General features: G+C 34.6%; 24 protein-coding genes and 1 pseudogene. 10 read left to right on the top strand and 15 right to left on the bottom strand.

Annotation, left to right across the window (positions count from 1 at the left end; translation table 11 throughout):
• Positions 1-11 precede the first annotated feature (11 nt).
• The 5 genes from ABH959_RS26365 to ABH959_RS26345 all read right to left on the bottom strand — a co-directional run bounded on the left by ABH959_RS26365 (position 12) and on the right by ABH959_RS26345 (position 5,228).
• Complete coding sequence (locus ABH959_RS26365) at positions 12-944, bottom strand: ABC transporter ATP-binding protein (RefSeq protein ID WP_000960163.1); 933 nt, start codon at positions 942-944, stop codon at positions 12-14.
• A gap of 138 nt (positions 945-1,082) precedes the next feature.
• Positions 1,083-1,739 carry a response regulator gene (locus tag ABH959_RS26360; RefSeq protein WP_063218196.1) on the bottom strand — a complete coding sequence of 219 codons (657 nt, stop codon included), beginning with the start codon at positions 1,737-1,739 and terminating at the stop codon, positions 1,083-1,085.
• Positions 1,736-2,929: a sensor histidine kinase gene (locus ABH959_RS26355; protein WP_404493377.1), complete on the bottom strand. Its 1,194-nt coding sequence runs from the start codon at positions 2,927-2,929 to the stop codon at positions 1,736-1,738. Before ABH959_RS26355 ends, ABH959_RS26360 begins: the two co-directional genes overlap by 4 nt.
• Positions 2,930-3,082: 153 nt before the next feature.
• Positions 3,083-4,969, bottom strand: coding sequence for a ribosomal protection-like ABC-F family protein (gene abc-f / locus ABH959_RS26350; RefSeq protein ID WP_113938338.1), 1,887 nt, complete (start codon positions 4,967-4,969; stop codon positions 3,083-3,085).
• 124 nt (positions 4,970-5,093) lie between these two features.
• Positions 5,094-5,228 (bottom strand): RAxF-45 family protein, encoded by a 135-nt coding sequence (locus ABH959_RS26345; RefSeq protein ID WP_002139888.1) that lies wholly within the window; start codon positions 5,226-5,228, stop codon positions 5,094-5,096.
• Positions 5,229-5,648: 420 nt separating this feature from the next.
• Between ABH959_RS26345 and ABH959_RS26340 the strand changes: the two genes are divergently transcribed.
• Both ABH959_RS26340 and ABH959_RS26335 read left to right on the top strand, forming a co-directional pair.
• Positions 5,649-5,777, top strand: a complete 129-nt coding sequence (locus ABH959_RS26340) for a hypothetical protein (protein WP_002029408.1) — start codon at positions 5,649-5,651, stop codon at positions 5,775-5,777.
• 135 nt (positions 5,778-5,912) lie between these two features.
• Positions 5,913-6,707: a DUF4931 domain-containing protein gene (locus ABH959_RS26335; RefSeq protein WP_474372792.1), complete on the top strand. Its 795-nt coding sequence runs from the start codon at positions 5,913-5,915 to the stop codon at positions 6,705-6,707.
• Positions 6,708-6,718: 11 nt separating this feature from the next.
• On the opposite strand, the gene ABH959_RS26330 is transcribed toward ABH959_RS26335, so the two are convergent.
• Complete coding sequence (locus ABH959_RS26330; protein ID WP_000713256.1) at positions 6,719-7,252, bottom strand: transglycosylase SLT domain-containing protein; 534 nt, start codon at positions 7,250-7,252, stop codon at positions 6,719-6,721.
• 248 nt (positions 7,253-7,500) lie between these two features.
• On the opposite strand from ABH959_RS26330, the gene ABH959_RS26325 reads away from it, so the two are divergent.
• Positions 7,501-9,150, top strand: a complete 1,650-nt coding sequence (locus ABH959_RS26325) for a DUF2334 domain-containing protein (protein WP_404493376.1) — start codon at positions 7,501-7,503, stop codon at positions 9,148-9,150.
• A 32-nt stretch (positions 9,151-9,182) separates the two neighbouring features.
• Here the strand turns inward: ABH959_RS26325 and ABH959_RS26320 are convergent, their stop codons facing one another.
• From ABH959_RS26320 to ABH959_RS26300, 5 genes are all read right to left on the bottom strand, one after another.
• A complete protein-coding gene (locus ABH959_RS26320; RefSeq protein WP_061689750.1) occupies positions 9,183-9,953 on the bottom strand; it encodes a TatD family hydrolase in 771 nt (256 codons plus the stop codon).
• A gap of 745 nt (positions 9,954-10,698) precedes the next feature.
• Positions 10,699-11,055, bottom strand: coding sequence for a YxeA family protein (locus tag ABH959_RS26315; RefSeq protein WP_002029403.1), 357 nt, complete (start codon positions 11,053-11,055; stop codon positions 10,699-10,701).
• A 186-nt stretch (positions 11,056-11,241) separates the two neighbouring features.
• Positions 11,242-12,078 (bottom strand): YitT family protein, encoded by an 837-nt coding sequence (locus ABH959_RS26310; protein ID WP_002009911.1) that lies wholly within the window; start codon positions 12,076-12,078, stop codon positions 11,242-11,244.
• A gap of 117 nt (positions 12,079-12,195) precedes the next feature.
• Positions 12,196-12,525, bottom strand: a complete 330-nt coding sequence (locus ABH959_RS26305) for a PH domain-containing protein (protein ID WP_002139893.1) — start codon at positions 12,523-12,525, stop codon at positions 12,196-12,198.
• Between the two features lie 160 nt (positions 12,526-12,685).
• Complete coding sequence (locus tag ABH959_RS26300; protein WP_113938335.1) at positions 12,686-13,663, bottom strand: LacI family DNA-binding transcriptional regulator; 978 nt, start codon at positions 13,661-13,663, stop codon at positions 12,686-12,688.
• Between the two features lie 305 nt (positions 13,664-13,968).
• Between ABH959_RS26300 and ABH959_RS26295 the strand changes: the two genes are divergently transcribed.
• A complete protein-coding gene (locus ABH959_RS26295; RefSeq protein ID WP_002124767.1) occupies positions 13,969-14,064 on the top strand; it encodes a DUF3948 family protein in 96 nt (31 codons plus the stop codon).
• Positions 14,065-14,134: 70 nt separating this feature from the next.
• Here the strand turns inward: ABH959_RS26295 and ABH959_RS26290 are convergent, their stop codons facing one another.
• A complete protein-coding gene (locus tag ABH959_RS26290) occupies positions 14,135-14,740 on the bottom strand; it encodes a lysophospholipid acyltransferase family protein (protein WP_002063482.1) in 606 nt (201 codons plus the stop codon).
• 336 nt (positions 14,741-15,076) lie between these two features.
• Here ABH959_RS26290 and ABH959_RS26285 point away from each other — a divergent pair, with 336 nt between their 5' ends.
• Entirely contained in the window at positions 15,077-15,172 is a 96-nt protein-coding gene (locus ABH959_RS26285) for a DUF3948 family protein (protein ID WP_002124767.1), read from the top strand.
• A 69-nt stretch (positions 15,173-15,241) separates the two neighbouring features.
• On the opposite strand, the gene ABH959_RS26280 is transcribed toward ABH959_RS26285, so the two are convergent.
• Together ABH959_RS26280 and ABH959_RS26275 are read right to left on the bottom strand one after the other, a co-directional pair.
• A complete protein-coding gene (locus tag ABH959_RS26280; RefSeq protein ID WP_002063481.1) occupies positions 15,242-15,382 on the bottom strand; it encodes a YrzO family protein in 141 nt (46 codons plus the stop codon).
• A 21-nt stretch (positions 15,383-15,403) separates the two neighbouring features.
• Positions 15,404-16,372, bottom strand: coding sequence for a DMT family transporter (locus ABH959_RS26275; RefSeq protein WP_113938334.1), 969 nt, complete (start codon positions 16,370-16,372; stop codon positions 15,404-15,406).
• Between the two features lie 127 nt (positions 16,373-16,499).
• On the opposite strand from ABH959_RS26275, the gene ABH959_RS26270 reads away from it, so the two are divergent.
• Together ABH959_RS26270 and ABH959_RS26265 are read left to right on the top strand one after the other, a co-directional pair.
• Complete coding sequence (locus ABH959_RS26270; protein WP_113938333.1) at positions 16,500-17,366, top strand: LysR family transcriptional regulator; 867 nt, start codon at positions 16,500-16,502, stop codon at positions 17,364-17,366.
• Positions 17,367-17,792: 426 nt separating this feature from the next.
• Positions 17,793-17,873: pseudogene (locus tag ABH959_RS26265) on the top strand (DUF3948 family protein); the annotation flags it as partial.
• A 65-nt stretch (positions 17,874-17,938) separates the two neighbouring features.
• Here ABH959_RS26265 and ABH959_RS26260 read toward each other — a convergent pair.
• Positions 17,939-18,886 carry a helix-turn-helix transcriptional regulator gene (locus ABH959_RS26260; protein ID WP_113938332.1) on the bottom strand — a complete coding sequence of 316 codons (948 nt, stop codon included), beginning with the start codon at positions 18,884-18,886 and terminating at the stop codon, positions 17,939-17,941.
• A 134-nt stretch (positions 18,887-19,020) separates the two neighbouring features.
• Here ABH959_RS26260 and modA point away from each other — a divergent pair, with 134 nt between their 5' ends.
• The 3 genes from modA (at position 19,021) to ABH959_RS26245 (ending at position 21,656) form a co-directional block, all read left to right on the top strand.
• Positions 19,021-19,827, top strand: coding sequence for a molybdate ABC transporter substrate-binding protein (gene modA / locus ABH959_RS26255; RefSeq protein WP_113938331.1), 807 nt, complete (start codon positions 19,021-19,023; stop codon positions 19,825-19,827).
• Between the two features lie 5 nt (positions 19,828-19,832).
• Positions 19,833-20,507 (top strand): molybdate ABC transporter permease subunit, encoded by a 675-nt coding sequence (modB, locus tag ABH959_RS26250; protein ID WP_002029397.1) that lies wholly within the window; start codon positions 19,833-19,835, stop codon positions 20,505-20,507.
• A gap of 297 nt (positions 20,508-20,804) precedes the next feature.
• Positions 20,805-21,656: a GRP family sugar transporter gene (locus tag ABH959_RS26245; RefSeq protein ID WP_002009926.1), complete on the top strand. Its 852-nt coding sequence runs from the start codon at positions 20,805-20,807 to the stop codon at positions 21,654-21,656.
• Positions 21,657-21,696 lie beyond the last annotated feature (40 nt).

Genomic DNA, 21,696 nt, shown 5'->3' with positions numbered 1-21,696 from the left:
TACTAACCCCCTTAATCACGAAGTGAACGTCCTGTTAATTGTAAAAAAAGTGCCTCTAAATTCGGTTCTTTTACTTCCAGTTTTAAAATTTGAGCTTTGTTTTCAACAACTTCTGAAACAACTATGCCAATTGCCTCGCCACCATTTAGTCCAATATCAATCGTGCTACTATCTTCGTCAAAAATAATCCGCTCAACAACAGGTAGTGCCTTCAACTTTTGTAGCAGTTCCGTACTGTAGCGATTTAATTGCAATTTCACCATAAACCCATCTGTTAGACGATTACATAGCTCTCTTTTCGTTCCTAGTGCAATTACCTTTCCATGATCAACGATGGCAATTCGCTCACATAAATACTCAACTTCTTCCATGTAATGACTCGTATAAATGACCGTCATACCTTTTTCATTTAACTTTTTAACAGTCTCTAAAATATGATTTCTCGATTGCGGATCAATCCCGACTGTCGGTTCATCCATAATTAATAACTCTGGTTCGTGCATAAGTGCTGCACCAATATTAATACGCCTTTTCATTCCACCTGAAAATGTTTCAATTTTATCTTTTCCCCGATCCTGTAAACCGACGTAAGCTAACACTTCCTCTGCCCGCTCTTTTGCAACTTTTCCATTTAAACCGTACATCTTTCCCCAGAAGATTAAATTTTCCTTTGCTGAAAGTGTCGGATACAGCGCAATGTCTTGCGGGACAATACCGATTTTCTTTTTCGCTTCTAATGGATACTCTTTTACAGATTTCCCACCAACTTTTATATCACCACTATCGTATGGAATTAACCCGCAAATCATTGATATCGTCGTTGATTTCCCCGCTCCGTTTGGTCCAAGCAACCCAAATGTTTCACCTTTTTTCACTTCAAAAGAAACATTCTTTACGATTTCCTTCTTGCCAAATGATTTCGTAATATGATCTATGACTAACATATTGATTCAGCCCCTTTGTATTCATCTACACTTTCATTGTAGAAAAATTTCTTTTCTTCTCCATCAGCCTTAAGATAGAAATACAAAATAAAAAAGCAGCAAATTCCGCTGCTTTTTCACACTTATATATGCCAAAAGTCATGTGTACATCGTGACGCCATACCTTACTGCGTATATCGCAGCTTGTGTTCGATCTCTCAGTTCTAGCTTACTAATCAAATTAGAAACATGATTCTTAACAGTTCCCTCGGTAATAAATAGCTTTTCGGCAATCTCTTTATTATTTAACCCCAGTCCAATTGCTCTTAAAACATCTACTTCTCGCTCAGTTAATTGTTTTAGTTGTTCTGGTGGGTTACACTCTACTGCCACTTTCGTCTTTTTTAATTCCTCTATAATTTGCGCTGTTATATCCTGAGGAAGCACAACCCCGCCACTATGCACCGTTAAAATTGCTTGCGCGATTGCATCTGTCTCCATATCCTTCAATAAATAACCACTCGCTCCTTGCTCCAATGCTTCAAAAATAAGCTCACTATCATTGAATGTCGTCAACATAAGAACCTTTATATGAGGGAACTGTTCTCTAACTAAACGTGTTCCTTCAACACCATTCATACGAGGCATCCGAATATCCATCAAAATAATTTCAGGATGTAGCTCTTTCACTTTTTGTATCACTTCGTCTCCATCCGTAGCCGTTCCCACTACTTCAAGTTCTGGACGTAAATTTAATAACATCGCTAAACCATCGCGAATGAGTGATTGATCATCAACAATCATAATGCGAATCATACCGTTCCCCCTATTACCCATGTTTTCTCCTGAAGCGGAAATTCAATCTGTAACTGGAAGCCTTTTTCTATCTCACTCTCAAATTGAATAGCTCCACCATGTTCCTCTACACGTTCTTTCATATTAAGTAAACCAAAACCTGGACTTACCTCGTTGACTCCCACACCATTATCCGAAATACAGAGTTTAACTTGTTTCATTGAACAAGTTAAACTCACTTCACATAAACTCGCTTTCCCGTGACGTTTTGCATTTGTTAAAGACTCTTGCATAATACGAAGTAATGTGGGATGTAGCGACAATGGAATTGTAACAGGATCTCCTTGCAATCGAAAAGATGCTTGTACTTTCGTCATTTTAGAATATTCATTCAACATTCCACGCATATTTTCTACTATGTTTCCTAATTTGCTTTCCTCTTTTAAAGCATGAACAGAAGCTCTTACTTCTTGAAGTGACTTTCTAGCCAGTTCATAACATGTATGTAAAACCGTTTCTGTCGTATCTGAGTTTTGCTTCCATAGCGCTTCCGCTAGTTGCAACTGCACAAGCAAAGCTGTCATATTATGACCCACGGTATCATGAATTTCTCGGGCAATATCATTTCGCTCCCGAACCGCCGTCAATTCCTCTACCTCTTTGGCATATAGCCTTAATTGTTCATGTGCTTCTTTTAAAGCTGTATGGGATAATGCTAATTCCTCATATTGCTCATCTACCATTTTCCGCGCAGCTGTAAGTTTTTTTATTAAGTTTCCAGCTAAAGCACTGAAAATGATAAACATAAAGTTAATTGCATTACTCTCCAATTCCAGACTCTCTGTATGTTGATACGTATGTAGTATATTTATAAACCAACAAAGAAAGAAAAAAGCGATAAAAAAATAAGTCATCCTTTTACGCCAATCATGAATAAATAATCCTACCGCATCAATTCCAAATATAATTAAATACAAACATGTCTCGGGAAATAAAAACCCTAATAACGCTGTGACAATACCATTTGTGAGCAAGGTATAAAAAACAAGTTTCCTACTCCCTTTTGCTTTTACAAGCAAAATATGATTCACAATATAAATAAAAAGTGCAATACCGACAAAAATTTGTAAATTTTCTGTTTCACGTGAAACATGATTTGCGTAAACTAAGCAAATCATGACGATTGTAGCAATCCGCGCATATCCTAACATAAAATTCTCCCCACGTTTTAGTGACCTAAAGTTCATTCTCTTATCACATTGACAAGAAAATTATACCAATTTTTCTACTTTCATTATACTAAAAAGAGCAAGCCCTCCCCAAAAATATGAGAAAACAACTTGCTCTTTTTCATTCTATTTTCTTTACTCCACAATATTCTCTAACTCATTATATAACTCCGCTCGCAAAAACTCGTTTTTCGTTTTTTCTTCATACAATTGTTCAAGCATTTCAACATCAACTACATGTTCCATTTTACATTCGAGTGCATATATATCTTCTTCTATATGCATTAACTCGTTTTCAACTTCCTCTAAATTCCTAGACTCCTTCTTTTTTATAGGCATTACTTTTAACACTTTATTCCCTTGCTGTTGCTGCTTCTGTTTTGCTACTTGTTTCTCAATTCTTTCTTCCCACTTTTGACGAGCCCATGCATAGTTCCCTGCAAACTCAAATAATTTGTGCTCATCAATCCAATATGTTTTTTCAAATAACTTATTTAAGAAATAACGATCATGTGAAACAGCTAAAATAGTCCCATTATATTGTTCAAGGGCCTCCTCTAAAACTTCCCTTGATTCAATATCAAGATGATTCGTCGGTTCATCTAAAATAAGAAAATTAACATCTTGATACATAAGTTGCGCGAGTCTTAACCTCATTTTTTCTCCGCCGCTAAGTTGCGTTACTTTCTTAAAAACAGCTGGACCATAAAATAAAAATCGCGCTAATATATGTCTTGCTTCTCCCTCTGTTACAGCCACGCAATCTCTGAAAGCTTCCAATACATTGTTCTTCATATTCCCGTGCGCATGTTGCGATAAATAACCGATTTTCACACTACTACCAATTCGAATTTCTCCAGCATCTTGCTGCATTTCTTTTAGTAATAGTTTTAATAGCGTAGTTTTTCCTGTACCATTACGTCCAACGATAGCTGCGCGCTCCTGAAAACGAAGATGCAAATTTACTTTCTCAAATAAAGATCGTTCAGCAAATCCTTTACTCACTTCTTTCATTACAACAACATCTTTCCCGCTTCTCTCTTGCCCTTCAAACTGAAGTCCCATCTGTTTTCTATCCAAAATGGGTCTCTTTAGTTTCTCTATACGCTCTAATGCACGTTCCATATTTCTCGCTCTCTTATGCAATCCTTCATTCGGCGGATTCGCTTGATTTGCCCATTCACGTAGACGCTTAATTGCTTCTTTCATTTTCTTTATTTTCTTTTGCTGTTCTTGATACGCTTGAAATTCTTGAAGCAGCCTTTCTTCCTTTTCCTCAACAAACTGTGAATAGTTCGTATGATATACGTGAATTTCTCCATCTTCTAAATCAAAAATTTTCGTTACAACTTCATCAAGGAAATAGCGATCGTGCGAAATGACCATAACTGTTCCTGTATATTCTTTTAGAAATTGCTCTAACCACTCGACTGCAAATAAGTCCAAATGATTTGTTGGTTCATCTAACAAAAGTAGATCTGGTTTCTGCAATAGCATATACGCAAGGCTTACTTTTGTTTGTTCTCCACCACTTATCTCCATAAATGACCTTCGAAATAGTTCCGTCACCTGTAGACCATTTGCTACCTTCATAATATTCGCTTCTATTTCATAACCACCGAGAAACGCGTACCTTTCTTGAATTACTCCGTATCTCTCCATCAATTTTTGTAAAGCAGATGATTCCTGTTCTTCTGCCATATTTTTTTCTAAAGCATGCATTTCTATCTCCAACTCTTTTTCCTTTTTAAAAGCGGAGCTTAATACATCATATACATTCATTTCATTATTGAATTTTGGAATTTGTGCTACATGACCGATGCATGTACCTTTCTTCATATGAATGGCTCCTGCATCCAAACTCTCCATTCCTGTTAGAAGCTGAAAGATAGTTGTCTTCCCACTACCGTTACGACCAACTAATCCAATACGTTCTCCATTCTTTATTTCAAGCGATATATTTTCAAATATGATGTTTCCACCAAAAGATTTCTTTACATTATTTACACTACAAATTGTCATTTTCCGTACTCCTTTCAATATAAAAAACCATGGGAAAGAAACATTCCCCATGGTTTTTGTCATAGAAAAAGGAAGCCAAATAGCTCCCTTTTCACACGTTTATCAAAAATGGGTGAAGAGACTTCTATCGTTCAATAGCTACTATGCAATTGTTAAAAAAGGGCATACGTATCCCGTTAACAACTACATCATGAAAAATCGCACGACAAATATAGATATAATCTAAAAATTTTGCGCGCGTAGCTAAAGAACATTTCATCTCATTCACTCCTTTCGTACGGAATTTAATACTTACTTCTTTATTATACTTCCCCGATTTATGTTTGAATAGTCATTTTTCTGAAAATAATGAAGATAGACTAAACATTTCAATAAGTGACATCAAATCTTACAAAACTGTTATGTTCACGTAATGGAAAGCGATAGTACGAAAAGATGCCTCCCTATACAATAAAGATATAAACAAGAGAGACAAAAACAAGGAGGAAACAATCATGATGAAAGAACTCGTAAAAGCAATCTTTGAGGTATTAGTGAACGGACAAGCAGTTGTAAAAGAACTAAACGAACTATAAAAGGGAGGAAAGAACTATGATGAACATGGTAAAAATGATCTTACATGCTTTAGTTGATGCGAAAGCAGTTAGCCAAGAATTAAACCAACAATAAAAAGGGGTATATGAATATGAAGAAAGCCATTATTGTAATCGCAAGTACAGCAATTGCCTTATACACAATAAAAAATAGAAAAAAGAAACAAAATGAAAATGCTCTATATTATCCATACACATTATTAAAGAAAAAATAAAAGACAAGGTACCCTATTGCAATGAGGATATCTTGTCTTTTATTTTTCCCTATTCCCTTTAAAGGATTTCCTTCTCCTTTTCCCGAATGTATTAAGCGGGATTTTTACATATATTTTAAAGGGGCATATATACAAATGGATACACAACAACTATATTTTTTAAACGATATCGGTAAACAAAAACCAGAAAGCATTCGGAACAGACGTGCTGCATGTCCTTTTTGTGACAGAAAAAATTTAACGGATATTTTAGCAACTGAGGGCTCTATTATTTGGTTAAAAAATAAATTCCCTACATTAAAGGATACCTTTCAAACCGTGCTAATCGAAACAGATAATTGCGAAGACCATATCGCAACATATACAGAAGAACATATGAGAAAACTAATTCGCTTCTCTATTCTCCATTGGTTAAACTTACAGGAAAATGAAGAATTCACTTCTGTGATTTTATACAAAAATCATGGTCCATTTTCAGGCGGAAGTTTGCATCATGCACATATGCAAATTATCGGAATGAAACATGTAGACTATCTTGAAAATATTGAAGAAGCAAATTTTCAAGGGGTAATTGTTCAAAAAAATGAACGCATTGAACTCAACATTTCAGTGCGTCCTATTATCGGCTTTACTGAATTTAATATCATCATTGAAGATATTGCATTTATAGATGAAATGGCCAATTATATTCAGCAAACTGTACGTTACATACTGACAGATTTCCATAAAGGATGTAGTAGTTATAACTTATTCTTCTATCATCTAAATGGAAAAATCATTTGTAAAGTTGTTCCTAGGTTTGTCGTTTCACCGTTGTATGTAGGATATAAAATACCGCAAGTTTCTACAAAACTAGAAGAGGTGAAAATACAACTAGCGCAGTATTTCACGAAAGAAAAGGATGAAATTATTCATAAAAAAACAGAGTAGGTATAAAAAACCTACTCTTTGATTACACCTTTATTTCGATAGTATACATCCTCTAATCCGATGTTATACTTCATATTGTTATCCGTCCACTCTGGTCCTAAATTCCCTGGCCATCCAGATGTATTCGCTATATATTTCAGTAATGCAAAATCAGTCAAACCTTTTTGCACCCCGCGCTTATAACCTTTCATTAAATGCGGCATTGCAATTTGCGCATTTGTACGTGGATCTTTCAGCTCTTCATCAGTTAAATGATCTGGCGCAAGCCCACCACCGCGGTGTAATTGAAACAATCCGAATGAAGTTCCGTTATCTCCAACACTTCTTGGATTTAACCTACTTTCGTGTTCGGCAATTGTAAGAGGTATCCATTCCGGAAGGTTTACTTTCTTTGCTTCCTCTATAATGATTTGTTTCATCTGTTTTGCTTCTTCTGAATCAACATAGCTTGTCTCATTCATTAGCTTACCCATTCCTTCAGACTTTCCTTGGAAATATAAATACACTCCAAGAACAACTAAAAATCCTACAAAGAATTTCTTCACTACCTCTACCTCTTTCTCCGCTGAAATTTGTCCCCTTTCAGCCTTTCTTTTACAATTACCAACACTCTATCATTCTCTTACCTTTCAATCATAGCAAATTACTATACATATTATCATCATGCTTTAGACCGATTTTTCGAAAAAACATATGGTAAATACGTGCAAAAATGTAACTTACATGGACTATAACTTATTTCTTGTATATAATTGTAAATTGAATTCCATATATAGAATAGGAGCATAAATAAATGAAAAGAACTCTACTAATCTTTTTCAGCATTTTACTACTCATTCCTATACATACCTCTGCACAAACATCATCAAAATCAAAAGTACTCGTTTTGTATAGTACAGAAGACAACAAAATTACAAACAATGTACAAATCCTTAATACTCAGTTAGGGCACTTTACAAAAGATATAACAGTAAAAAGCTTAAAGGAAGTAAAGGAAATTACTGAATCATCTTCTTATACACATATTGTTTATATCGGAGAGAAAAAAGAAGATTTTTCTATTGCAGCAAAACAATTTCTAGAAAACTTCTCAGGTCCCATATTAGTTTTAGGACAAAATGTTGAACAATTATCTAATCGTTTTTCTTTCATTACCTCGAAAGAAACCGATATACGAATTCACACTATAGAATATCCGACTAACCAGTTAAAAAATGAATTACATGAAGAACGCTTAATGAAGAAAATTGAAACAAAAGGAACAACTCTTGCTTACGCCTTGAGTGCTGATGGAACTCATCCGTTAATCATTCAGCAAGGAACATCCTATTATGTTGCAACTCCAAACCTTTTCGATTGGATGTCTCATTACGTCGGTGAAATGTTATTTTCTTATTTCGGACAAAAACCTGAAACAAATAAAACTTCAGCTTATTTACGTCTTGAAGACGTTCATCCAGCTGTAGATGTAAAGCAATTAAAAGAAATCGCTGAATTACTAAAAGAGAAAAAGCTCCCTTATATGATTACCGTTATCCCTGTTTACAAAGATCCAGACACAGGAAAAACAGTACATTTAAAGGATAACTCTGAATTAATCGATGTTTTACACTTTATGCAAGATAATGGTGGCTCTATCGTTATGCATGGTTACACACATCAGTTTTATGATAGTGAAACTGGCGAAGGTTTTGAATTTTGGGATGTAAAAACAGATCAACCAATTCGCCAACCGAACCATGAAAAATCAAAGACAAAAGAAGATTTTCAGTCTACAGAAGACTATAATAAATACGTAAAAAACGGAAAATCCTTCGAAGAAAAATATACGAAAGATCATATTGAAAAAGGGATTACAGAGCTTGTAGAAGCGAAATTATATCCAGTTGCATTTGAAGCTCCGCACTATACAATGTCTCAAAAAGGATATGAAATACTATCACAATATTTCTCAACTTATGTAGGACAACTACAACTAAACGATACAACTTGGAAATCAATGCACTCACCGGCTTATATAAGTACACCGTCATTTTTACATGGGATGAAATTAATTCCTGAAACTGTTGGCTTTATTGAAGAAGGGAAGCCACAAGCTATAGCAAAAATGAAAGAACGTGCTTTATCTATCACTAAACTATCTGATGGAATTATCGGTGCATTTTATCATCCTTACTTGGGCGTTGAACCATTAAAAGAAGTATTAAAAGAACTAGAAAGTATTCCAAACATAGAGTGGATTGATTTACAAAAAGACATGAATGAAGTAAAAATGAAAGATATTCATATTACTACTAATAAAGAAGGCATTCACGTTGAAAAACCAACAAGTGCGAATGACATAATTGATTATATAAAACAATATGGGTTCTTCCTTATAATTGGGTTCATTATAATTGTCTTTCTTTTATTATTAAGACGTGCGAAAAAATTAGAGTCATAAAAAAAACACCAAGCGAGATGCTTGGTGTTTTTTTATGACTCACTAACTTTATAAAATCGCACCGTATTCGCATATATTTGCTCAGTAACTTTCTCTACTGATATTTTTTTTATTATACTAATTTCTTGTAATACATCTTTTATCATATAAGGATGTGTCATCGTATCCTTCTGAAATTCCCACGGCCCATCTGTTTCTACCATCATATATTCAAGCGGATAATACGAAACTATTTTTCTAATTTTCTCCTTATGTAAAACATCCGGTGTGATAGAAATATAATAACCGTTCCTCATCATCCGTTTCATTGTCTCTTCACTTCCTTTAAACCAATGAAAGTGTGCACGCGAAACTTTATATTCTTCAAGTAAACCACATACAGTGTCAGTATCTTCATAAACCGCATGCAATATAATTGGTAAATCGTATTTACTAGCTAGTTCCACAAACTTTTTTAACACCGCTATGTATGGATCAATAGCAATATTTTCATCTTCTTTCCTTAAATAATATGGCAAGCCCACTTCACCAATCGCAACGATTTCCTCTACATGATCTTCAATTAATTTATAAATTTGCTCACATTCCTCTTTATGAATCGGCTGCTCCGGATGAAAACCTATTGCTGGATGTACAAAAGGATATCGCTTTGCTAAAGATAAAGTTTCTAGACATGATTGATAATTCATAGATACTGCAATAAGCCCTTGTATCTCTTTACTGTTTTCCACATCTATAAATAATCTACTTTTCTCTTCATTCTCATATTGATCAACATGTATATGGCTATCAATCAATTTCATCTTTATGCCCCCATAAAAAAAACAAGAAAGGGTCTTCCTTCTTGTTTTATCATCTATATTAGTTAACAATTAAATTTGTTATTATATCAAATAATCCAATACATACTACGGCAACAGTAAAGTAGCTACAGAAATCTTTAATTGGAAACTTCACTACTTCTTCTTTACGCATCCCAGTTTTCTCCCTTCTTAATATATCCCTAATTATTTTTTATCTATTTGTATCTATTATGCAAAAAATATGACAAATTTACTATCGAATTAACTTACGTAAACCTTACAATGTTGTAAGGTTTGAAAAAGAGCCTCATCTAAATAGAGATGAGGGCTATTAAAAATTAGTTGGTTTTTCATTCTTCATTAACATTACAAACAGAAAGTGATACAGTGAGACTTTCTAGTTACACTATATGAAATTTACTATATTTTAACCATCGAATTACATTACAGAAGGCTTACATGTTTGTAAGCTATGTGTAATGTAATTCGATAGTTTCCCTTACCTATATTTCGTACAATAAAGTTAGAAAGTAAGCCAAATAAGAAGAATACTCACATAACCAAATTACATTGCTAGTAGCCGACTCTTCTTATACCTTTCACTCATGCTACTACAATGTACCCCCTTCCCCTTTATATAATAAGAAAAACCTTAGTCCATATGGACTAAGGTTTTTTCACGAACCTAAAATACCCCTACCTAGTATTTTTATTTTCGACAAAAAATAGGCGGGGGTATAATTCGCTATCTCATCGTTAAAAGTTTACTCTTCGCATTAATAGGAATATTTACAGCTTCAATTTCTTCAATTGCCTCGCCGTAGCGTCCTTTTGCGTACACCTTTAATGCTTCATCTCTCTTTAACATATGCTTAACAGTCTTCTTTATTTTTTGTTCTCTTCCACGTTCATCAAATGCAATAAATTCATATTCATACCATTCATCACCGACATGCTGACCAATCGCATCCACAATTGTATAGTATTCTTTCGTCGTATAAAGCGGATTATATTTATCAATAACTGGTCCAAGTTTCGTAGGTAGTAATACTACTACTATCACTACCATAGCTATTACAGTAGTAATTATTTTTTTCTTCATAATACTGATTTTCCTCCTCTGCAGGATACTTATACATCCATTCTAAAGAGCAGGAATTTAATCTACCATTCAATCCCATTACATTACCCTTACATTTTTGTAAGAATAAAGTGAAACTTTAATCGGCCCTCACCAATCGGGCGTTTACGGGATAAAAAAAGATGAACGAATTTTCTCGTTCACCTTTTAGCTTGCTTTAAAGCCACCGCCAAGTACATCACGCACATCGTGAATGACAACGAAGGCATCTTCATCAACTCTACTAATAACTTGCTTTAACTTAACAAGCTCTTGTTTATTAATAACGATATATAAAACTTCTTTATTTTTACCAGTATATCCGCCGCGTCCTTCTAATACAGTGACACCGCGCGTCATATTTTTCGTAATAGTCTCTCGAATTAAGTCTGGTTGATTCGAAATAATCGTAACAGCTGTTTTTGTATCCATACCTTCCACGATGAAATCAATTACTTTCGCTCCGACAAATACAGCTACAAGTGTGTACATTGCCTTTTCTTGTCCTATTATAAATACAGAGCCAGCAATTACAACGATATCAATAATAAGTACGCCTTTACCAACGCTCCAACCTAAATATTGATTTGCTAGTCGAGCTAAAATTGCCGATCCTCCTGATGTACCTCCAGCTTTGAACATACAGCCTAATCCGATACCTACAAATACACCAGCAAATAAAGCTGCTAGTAACGTATCACTATTTACTTGATATTCGATATGTTCTGTAACATATAAAAACAAAGATGTTTCCACAATACCTATAATTGTGTAAACCATCGTTTTCTTATCAAAAAATTTATAACCTACAGCTAATAAAATTGCATTCAAACCAAAATTCACAATTCCCGGTGACCAATCAAATAAATAGTACGTAACAACTGTTAAACCAATAATTCCACCCTCTGATAAACGGTTTGGAATTGCAAAGTAATTAATACCAATTGCGAATAATAATGAACCAATTGTAATTAGTGTTATTTCCTTTATACGTTGATTAACCATAGTTCATACCTCCCCCCATTTGACATTGTATCACTATCTCCTAGAGGTTTAGAAGTTGTTTTTATTCCGCATTTCCCCTCACAAAGACCAAGATATTATGTTTAAACAAAGGGGTGATTAATTATTCATATTCGCTCTAACTGTACGGACAAAGCGCTCCACATTCCCACTCTGAATATACTTAGCTCTAATGGTTTCACGATTACAAGTACATTCGAAATATGGACGGAAATCTATGTCATCTATATGCAAATACGAATACTCTTCAAATATCGCAGGATAGCACGGAAATTTCCCGTAAAATAGAAGACGTCTAGTAGTGGCAACAAAAATCCCATGTTGATAACATAAAGTAAAGTCATCCTTTTCAAATATCCCTACGACAAACGCTAAAATCTTTTCGTCATCCTCTACATATTTTTTCATACTTAATAAAAGCTCATTCATGCATATCCCTCCAAATTCTATTCATTGTTTTAACACTTGAAAAGAATCCATGGATTATTACAGACCGGTGTAACTCTTTTATAAAGTATGAAACGCGTTTCCTGTCAAAGACATTTCAAAAAATAATCCGTTATGTGATTATACACATAACGGATTATGACTAAACTGTAGAACGTTCCACAAGTTTATATGGAATTTCCATCTTTTCTTGTTTAGAACTCTCATCACTTACTTGCCTGTAAAACATTTCAAAAGCCGTCTTACCTATTCCCTTTAAATTTTGGTCAATGGTTGTCAGTTGTAAAACTTGAGAAATCGGTTGGTTATCAAAACCAATAATCGCTAAATCCTCTGGAACTTTAATACCTAATTTTTCAACTTCTGTCATGATCCCAATAGCGACCTCATCTCCTGCCACTATTAATGCTTCAGGAGGATTCTCCATCTCCTTGAATTGATGTGCAACTCTTACACCATCTTCTAACGTAAAGCATTCTGTGAAAATCCAATCTTCCATCACTTCTTCATCTATTAATTGTAGCTGTTGTTTATAAGCATCAAAACGTTTCTTACTACTTGGCCCTAACTTTCTTCCCGTACAATATCCAATCTTCTTATAACCTTTTTCAATAAGGTAACTCATCCCTAATTGAAAGGCATTAAAATGATCTGTATATACACTCGATATGCTTTCAATATCATTATCCTCACAAGCAATAACCGCCCCATACGCTGCATAAGGCTCTATAGTTTCCCACTCATTAGCACGAGAACAAATGATAAGACCGTCTAGTTGCTTTGTTTTCAACATATGTAAACTTTTCATTTCTTCTTTTTTATTGTAGTTCGTTTGACAAAGAAGCACTCGATAGTTGTGAGCTAACGCAACTTCCATCATTCCACCCACCATCGCATCAAAAGACGGATGATTAATATAAGGTAAAATCACGCCAACAATATTCGTCTTCCCTTTTGATAAATGAACAGCATTTGCATTTTGCGAGTAATTCAATTTCTCAACTATTTCTAAAACAACTTTCCTTTTTTCTTCACTTACATATGGATGATCATTTAATACCCTCGAAACAGTCGTAACTGAAACCCCAGCCATCTTTGCAATATCTTTAATATTAGCCATACACTCACCTCTACTTTTAACTTAATGAATCACATGAACATATGTCAAATCTTCTCATCATGACACTTTCATTCGTTTTTCTTACAAAAGTGTAATTTCCCTGTAAGCTAATTCGATAGTGACTCTCCGCAACATTTCATATAATTAAGTCAGAAACAGGGCAACAACCATTTGAAAAGGAGCGGATCTATATGATGAACAAAATGAAAATGAACAATTTCTTAAATACAATGAGCTTAGTATTTTCCGCTCTTATCGATGCAAAAGCTGTTGCTTCTACATTAAACAAGTAAGGAGAATTTATAATGAATAACATGACTTTTAACAAATTAGATTTTTTAGGACTGGCTAGCGGCTCGATTCTTCTTACTGCTTTCATTTACGCTGCTACGCTTATATAACTTTGTGTCCCCTTTCCCCTTTATATAAATAATAATAGAAAAGACGACCGTCTATACCCGGTCGTCTTTTTTAGCTTTGATTCGGCTGCAAAACTTCCTTTAGTTCTTCAAACTTTGCATTTAATTCATCTGTCATCATCTTCATAGCCGTTTTTCGATCTATTTGTTCTTCAGCATCAATTTGAATTGGGTCTCCAAAAACTAATCGCGCTTTTTTTCCTTTTATCAATTCTTTTATACTTGATGGACCAACATAAGCTGCCGGTATTAACGGAACGTTAGAACGCATTGCAATCGTAACAGCCCCAGCTTTTAGTGAAACGTCTTCTGATGACCTCGTCCCACTCGGGAAAATCCCTACTACTTTTCCTTCTTTTAATAAACGTGATGGAATTTTTAATGTGCTTGGCCCTGGATTCGCACGGTCTACAGGGAATGCATTTACATTTTTAAAAAACCAATTTTTAAATTTCCCTTCAAACAATTCTTTTTTTGCCATGTAATGAATTTGGGTTGGGTACATTCCTGCCGCTAACATTAAAACATCCATAAAACTTGTATGTGTACATGCAACAACGTAAGGGCCATCTTCCGGTAATTTCTCTCTCCCTTGTACTTCTACCTTCCCAGCCATTTTAAATATATATTTCAACGAAAATGTAATTGGTTTATACATTTGTTTCGTTCCTTTCTGAATATCCGAAGTATAATCATTTTCTTACAACGATTATAACACTAAGTTTTAGGAGTTGGTAATAAAAATAAGTATTTATTGTTAAATTTCAATTCTTACAAAAGTGTAATTTTCTTGTAAGCTAATTCGATAGTGACTCCCTCCACTATCTTATACAATTAAGTTAGAAAGTAACAACAACCATTTGAAAAGGAGCGGATCTATATGATGAACAAAATGAAAACGAACAATTTCTTAAATACAATGGGCATGGTATTTTCCGCTCTTATCGATGCAAAAGCTGTTGCTTCTACATTAAACAAGTAAGGAGAATTTATAATGAATAACATGACTTTTAACAAATTAGATTTTTTAGGACTGGCTAGCGGCTCGATTCTTCTTACTGCTTTCATTTACGCTGCTACGCTTATATAACTTTGTGTCCCCTTTCCCCTTTATATAAATAATAATAGAAAAGACGACCGTCTATGCCCGGTCGTCTTTTTAATTTTTTCTTTCCTTCAAGTCTTTTAAAAGCTGTATCAGTTCAGCTTGTTGTTTTATATTTTTACGACCGTTTCGATTAATTGCTGCAAGCTCGCAGGCAACTCCAGCAGCAAAGAAAAACAATAAACTTTCTAACATATAAAATCCTCCAGTTGCCTATTAAACAGCTTGACGCAATTGCTTTTCTTGCAAAATTTGTTTATTTATATTTTCTTCTTTTCTCTGACAAACATTATTACGAATAAGCGCTGCAATAACAAATAATGTTCCTAATACATCAAATGTCGTTATTTTATATCCTTGTATCATCATAATAACTAAAGTAGTAATTGGCACAAAGTTAATAAATAAAATACCATTAATTGATGATAAGATTTTCACACCGTAGTTCCAAGCAAGTAGCGCTACAATACCTGGTAATGTCATCATAAATAATAAATCATATTTCACAATAGAAATCGTTTCCATACTTGGGACTGAAACGTATCCAAGCGCCGTAATGATTACCGTTATAATTCCTGTGACAGCCGTACCAAATACACAGGTCAACGTAGAATAACGTAACGTAGACCAATCACTACACGTTTGACCACCCATCGTATAAATAACCCATCCTACAACACCAACAAATATAAATGCTAGTGAAAACATGTTATCTTTCAATGTTAAAAAGAAACTCATATCACCTTTCGTAATAACAAATACAGCTCCTACAAATGCGATAATCATGCTCGTTATCATATACTTCTTCGGCTTTATATTTTTATATCCCCATAAAATACAAATTGAAATCATCGGCATAAGCGCCTCCATAATAGAAGCTACCATCACACCTGATTTTCCCATTAACATTTGTCCTAGAAAAATTAATACATTATATACGGTAAACGCCATTGTTCCAAAAAAGACGAGTAACTTTCCTCTTCCTTCTAAGCGAAATGCTTTCTTTCCTTCTTTCATTAGCAATAATACAATCAGTACAATTGCTACCGCCCCATAACGAATAAACGAAAAATAAAATGGATCTATGTATTCTAGAGCATGATCAGCAACCGGAAACATCGCTCCCCATGACATACTTGCAATTAAACATGCCAAAGCACCTATTATCATTTGACCTTTTCTCACCACAATCCCCCGCTTCTTTCTATTTGCACAAAGAGAATTGTAAAAGAAAAAATATATCACGTAAAATGATTCAAAATGATGTTAACTATCATTTATAATGATAGTTAACATCAAGGAGGAGCATAGAATGGAATTACGAGACTTACAAATCTTCCAGAGCGTTGCCGACCGCGGTAGTGTAAGCGGCGCAGCAAAGGAATTAAATTATGTACAATCAAATGTAACCGCACGTATTAAACAATTAGAAAACGAGCTGAAAACACCTCTCTTTTACCGTCATAAGCGAGGCATGACTTTAACAGCTGAAGGAAGAAAGATGCTCGTTTACGTTCATAAAATTTTGCAAGATGTTGAAGAGCTAAAACAGGTGTTTTTAGATAGTGAAACACCATCTGGCATATTAAAAATTGGTACAGTCGAAACAGTCAGTACATTACCTACCATCTTGTCTTCTTACTATAAAAGCTATCCAAATGTCGATTTATCATTACAAGCCGGTCTAACGGAAGAACTTATTAGAGAAGTACTTGATCATCAATTAGATGGCGCCTTTATATCAGGTCCTATTAAACATCCACTAATTGAACAATACGATGTTAGTACTGAGAAATTAATGCTTGTTACACAAAATAAAGCTTTTCATATAGAAGAATTTACTACGACGCCCCTACTCGTTTTTAATCAAGGATGTGGATACCGTTCAAAATTAGAGCGATGGCTTAAAGATGAAGGTTTACTGCCAAAAAGAATTATGGAATTTAATATATTAGAAACAATACTAAACAGTGTTGCACTTGGCCTTGGTATTACACTCGTACCGCAGTCTGCTGTCCACCATCTTTCTAAAGCTGGTAAGGTACATTGTCATGCAATCCCTGAAAAATACGGTAGTATTTCAACGGTTTTCATACGCCGCAAAGATAGCTACATGACCAATTCAATGCGTAGCTTTTTAAAAACAATTGAAGAGCATCATCATATCAATATGCTGTGAAGGACATTCTTACACGAATGTCTTTTTTCTTACAAAAGTGTAAGTCTCCCGTAAGCTAATTCGATAGTTGTAACTGATCATATTTCCTATAATTAAGACATAAAGCAGGGCAACAACAATTCGAAAAGGAGCGGATACGCATGATGAACAAAATGAAATCAAACAAATTTTTAAATACAATGGGCATGGTGCTATCCGCACTTGTCGATGCAAAAGCAGTTGCAACTACATTAAACAAATAAGGAGAGATTATTATGAACATCATTACATTTAACAAATCAGACTTTATCCCGCATTAACGGGCAGTAAGACTCCCACTTCAAAATTCAGCGAAATCAAAGAAGTTAGGTTTGGGATCAACTGCCCGTAAAAGCCCGATTGGTGAGGGCTAATAATCAGCGAGGGATACCCCGCCCTCACTGATTAAAGTTTCACTTTATCGAACTTGCAAGTGGAGCAGCTCTTCTTACAGCTTTCATTTACACACTTGCTCAAAGTCTTATTTAACACTTTGTTTCCCCCAACCCCTTTATATATAGAAAAGGCTGCTCGTCTTATAGACAAGCAGCTTTTTAGTTTGTTTCATATATAATTTGGCCTGTTTTGCTTATATCATATCCACCAATTGCTTTTAATTCATTGTGAAACTCTTCAGATTGCAAAACCTCTTTTATAACCTCAATAAGTTCCTCATTTTCTCTATTCTTCAGAAGTACTAAATCATACTGTTCTTTCATTATTGGAATAAAGTCTACATTTACAATTTGCGAAAACTTTTCTGACCCTACTCCAACATCAGCTTTTCCATTCGCAACTTGCGAAGCAACACCAAGGTGATTCGATTCTTCCCATTCATAACCGCTAATATCTTCTTTATTTATTTTTTGAATTCGCAATTGCTCATCCACTAATACCCTAATACCGGAACCCTTTTCTCGATTTACAAATCGTATAGATGACTGAGATAAATCAGCCCATGTTTTTATATTTTTGGGATTCCCTTTTTGCACATAAAACCCTACATTCCTTGATAATAAATTAATCATAATACATGGTTGTCCAACTAAAATACGTTTTACGTAAGGAACATTATATGTACCCGTTTCACCATCAAATAAGTGTAAACTAACGACGCTTCCTTCTCCTTGGTACATCTTCACTAAACTCGTTAAACTACCTTGATACGCTCTCAATATATTAGAATTTGGCAATCGATTTTCTATATGCTTTGCCAACATATCTAACGTTAGTTCTTGACCACTAATGATGCGTGTATTCGAACTACTAATTTCGTCCTTCTTTACAGGAGTAAATTGTACCTTCCCTGTTTTCATTTGCTTTATATATTGTTCTAAATCAGCTGCATCAATGCGCATTTGTCTACCAACCCTATAAGAAGGAAGTTCTCCTTTTTTAATTAGATCGTATACAGTTAATTTTGATACTTTTAATCGCTTTGCTACTTCTTCCGTTGTGTAGGAATGATGATCCATAGACGATTCCTCACTTTCTTCCTTCATTGTAACAAAGAAAAGAATATTTCTCCTAGTTTTAAAAAACAACTATACCGTTCAAATTATATTCAATTATAACTAGTTATAATTAGTTATAATTAGTTATAATTGAATATATCAAAACAAAAGGGGATTTTTTTATGAATAAGTTTACATTACGATCCATTGGGGCACTTATACTTTCTTTCCTTCTTATATTTAGTGCTGCTTGTACAAGCGGGGAAAAGAAAGAAAAGTCAGCTGCTAAAGAGGGACAAACAGTCGAACTGACTATCTCAGCTGCTGCTAGCTTACAAGATGCATTAAAAGAAATTGAAAAACAATATAAAGAGAAAGAGCCTAATATTAAACTTTCCTTTAATTTCGGTGCTTCTGGTGCACTTCAACAACAAATTGAACAAGGTGCGCCTGCTGATTTATTCTTCTCTGCAGCAGAAGATAAATTCCAAACTCTTGTTAAAAAAGGATTCATTAATGAAAAAGAAGGAAAAAATCTTCTTGGAAATGAACTAGTTCTAGTCGTTCCAAAAGATAGTGCTCTTACAAAATTTCAAGATTTAAAGGATGAGAAAATCAAGAAAATCGCACTTGGTACACCCGAATCTGTACCTGCAGGAAAATATGCAAAAGCTTCTCTCACATATGAAAATCTTTGGAATGACGTTCAAAATAAAATCGTATTTACAAAAGATGTTCGCCAAGTGTTAACATATGTAGAAACAGGTAATGTTGATGCTGGTATTGTATATAAAACAGACGCTCTCGTTTCAGACAAGGTAAAAATTGTAGAAGCGGTAGCAGCTAATTCTCATGAGCCAATCCACTATCCTTTAGGTGTTATAAAGGAATCTAAGCATAAGAAAGAGGCGACTTCATTCTATGAGTATTTACAATCAAAAGATGCACAATCTATCTTTAAGAAATATGGATTTACAATCCTGCCATAATCGCTATGAGCTTTGATGCAATTTTGTCACCTGTCTTTCTATCCTTGCGAGTAGCTGCGTGCGCCACAATAATCGTTACGATCTTAGGAACGATTATTGGACGAGCATTAGCGCGCTCCTCGTGGCGATATAAAGTACTACTAGAAACTATTTTCTTATTACCAATGGTGCTTCCACCAACTGTTATCGGCTTTTTTCTAATTATCATTTTTGGAAATAACAGTCCCATTGGAAAGTGGATTGAATCATTATTTCAGCAGTCCATTATGTTTACATCTACTGCTGCTATCATTGCTTCTACAGTCGTTGCATTTCCGCTCATGTACCAATCAGCAAAAACAGGATTTTCTATCGCAAATGTACAAATTGAAGATGGCGCGCGCGATCTTGGTGCAAGTGAATATCAAGTTTTTCTACATGTTACACTCCCGCTTGCATTCCCCGCACTACTTAGCGGTATGATTTTAAGCTTTGTTCGCGCACTCGGTGAATTTGGTGCAACTTTAATGTTTGCAGGAAATATACCTGGCAAAACTCAGACGATTCCAACGGCGATTTATATGGCTATTGATGCGAGTAATATGCAACTAGCTTGGACACTTGTAATCATAACGATTAGTATGTCCCTTCTATTCTTACTATGCATTCAACTCATTAATAGAAGAATTACTACTTCTTAAAGCAACTTTCGACAAAAGTTGCTTTTTATTTCCCGAAAAATAAAATGATTTGATTAATAACTGAATTTTTCCCCTTATTTAAATATACATTTTATTTGAATTCACTTTCTAAAATAGGTAATTTCCTGTTATTATATGAAAGTGTTTCAAAAAATGAAGAAATGAAAACGCATTTATATCGTAAATTCTTCATCCTGTTTTAGCGATCGGTAATCTTCTACTCTATTAGTGGGGCATTACCGATCGTTAGAACGATATGTAATTATATTGGTATAGAAAACCGAAGGGAGTCTTGTAATGGACATTTTATTAGCGCTTCTTCCTGCAATCGCATGGGGAAACATCTTATTAGTAAGCGTAAAAATGGGCGGTGGTGCATATAGCCAAACGGTAGGTATGACAATCGGTGCTCTATTCTTCGCAACAACTATGTATGTATTTACTCAACCAACTTTAACAATGACAGTCTTGATTGTTGGCTTTATTTCAGGTTTATTCTGGGCTTTAGGACAAGTAAACCAATTAAAAACAGTTGAAAAACTAGGTGTTTCAACTACTGTAACTATTTCTACTGGTATGCAACTTGTTGCAACTTCGATCTTTGGAGTTATCGCTTTTCGTGAGTGGACTACTACTACAACGATTGTTCTGGGAACGATTGCAATCCTATTAATCGTAGTTGGTGTAGTATTCACATCACTAGATGATAAAGAAAATGCACAGCCACCAGGACAATTGAAAAAGGGACTTCTTACTTTAATTGTTTCTACTTTCGGTTATCTTGTATATGTAATTATTATTCGTTGGTATAACATTGATGGTTGGTCTGCTATTTTACCACAGGCAGTTGGTATGTTCGTTGGTGCGGTTGTACTGACGTCTAAACATAAACCATTTAACAAATATGCAATTCGTAATGCTGTATCTGGTTTACTTTGGGGAACAGGAAACTTATTCTTACTTCTTTCATTACCACGTGTCGGAGTAGCGACAAGCTTCCCATTATCTCAAACTGGAATCGTTATCTCAACATTCGGTGCGATTGTCTTCTTAGGTGAAAAGAAAACAAAACGTCAATTGATCTTTATTGCTCTAGGTAGTGTTTTAATTATCGGCGGCGCTGTATTGCTTGGTATGACAAAAGCATAAATTTATACTATATTTAAACCCCCTGAAACGTATATGCTTC

Origin of the sequence: Bacillus sp. RC51, assembly GCF_044908115.1 — a bacterium.
Classification (GTDB): Bacteria; Bacillota; Bacilli; order Bacillales; family Bacillaceae_G; genus Bacillus_A; species Bacillus_A mycoides.
Note: the sequence above shows the minus strand (reverse complement) of the source record. Positions and strands in the feature narration are given on the sequence as shown.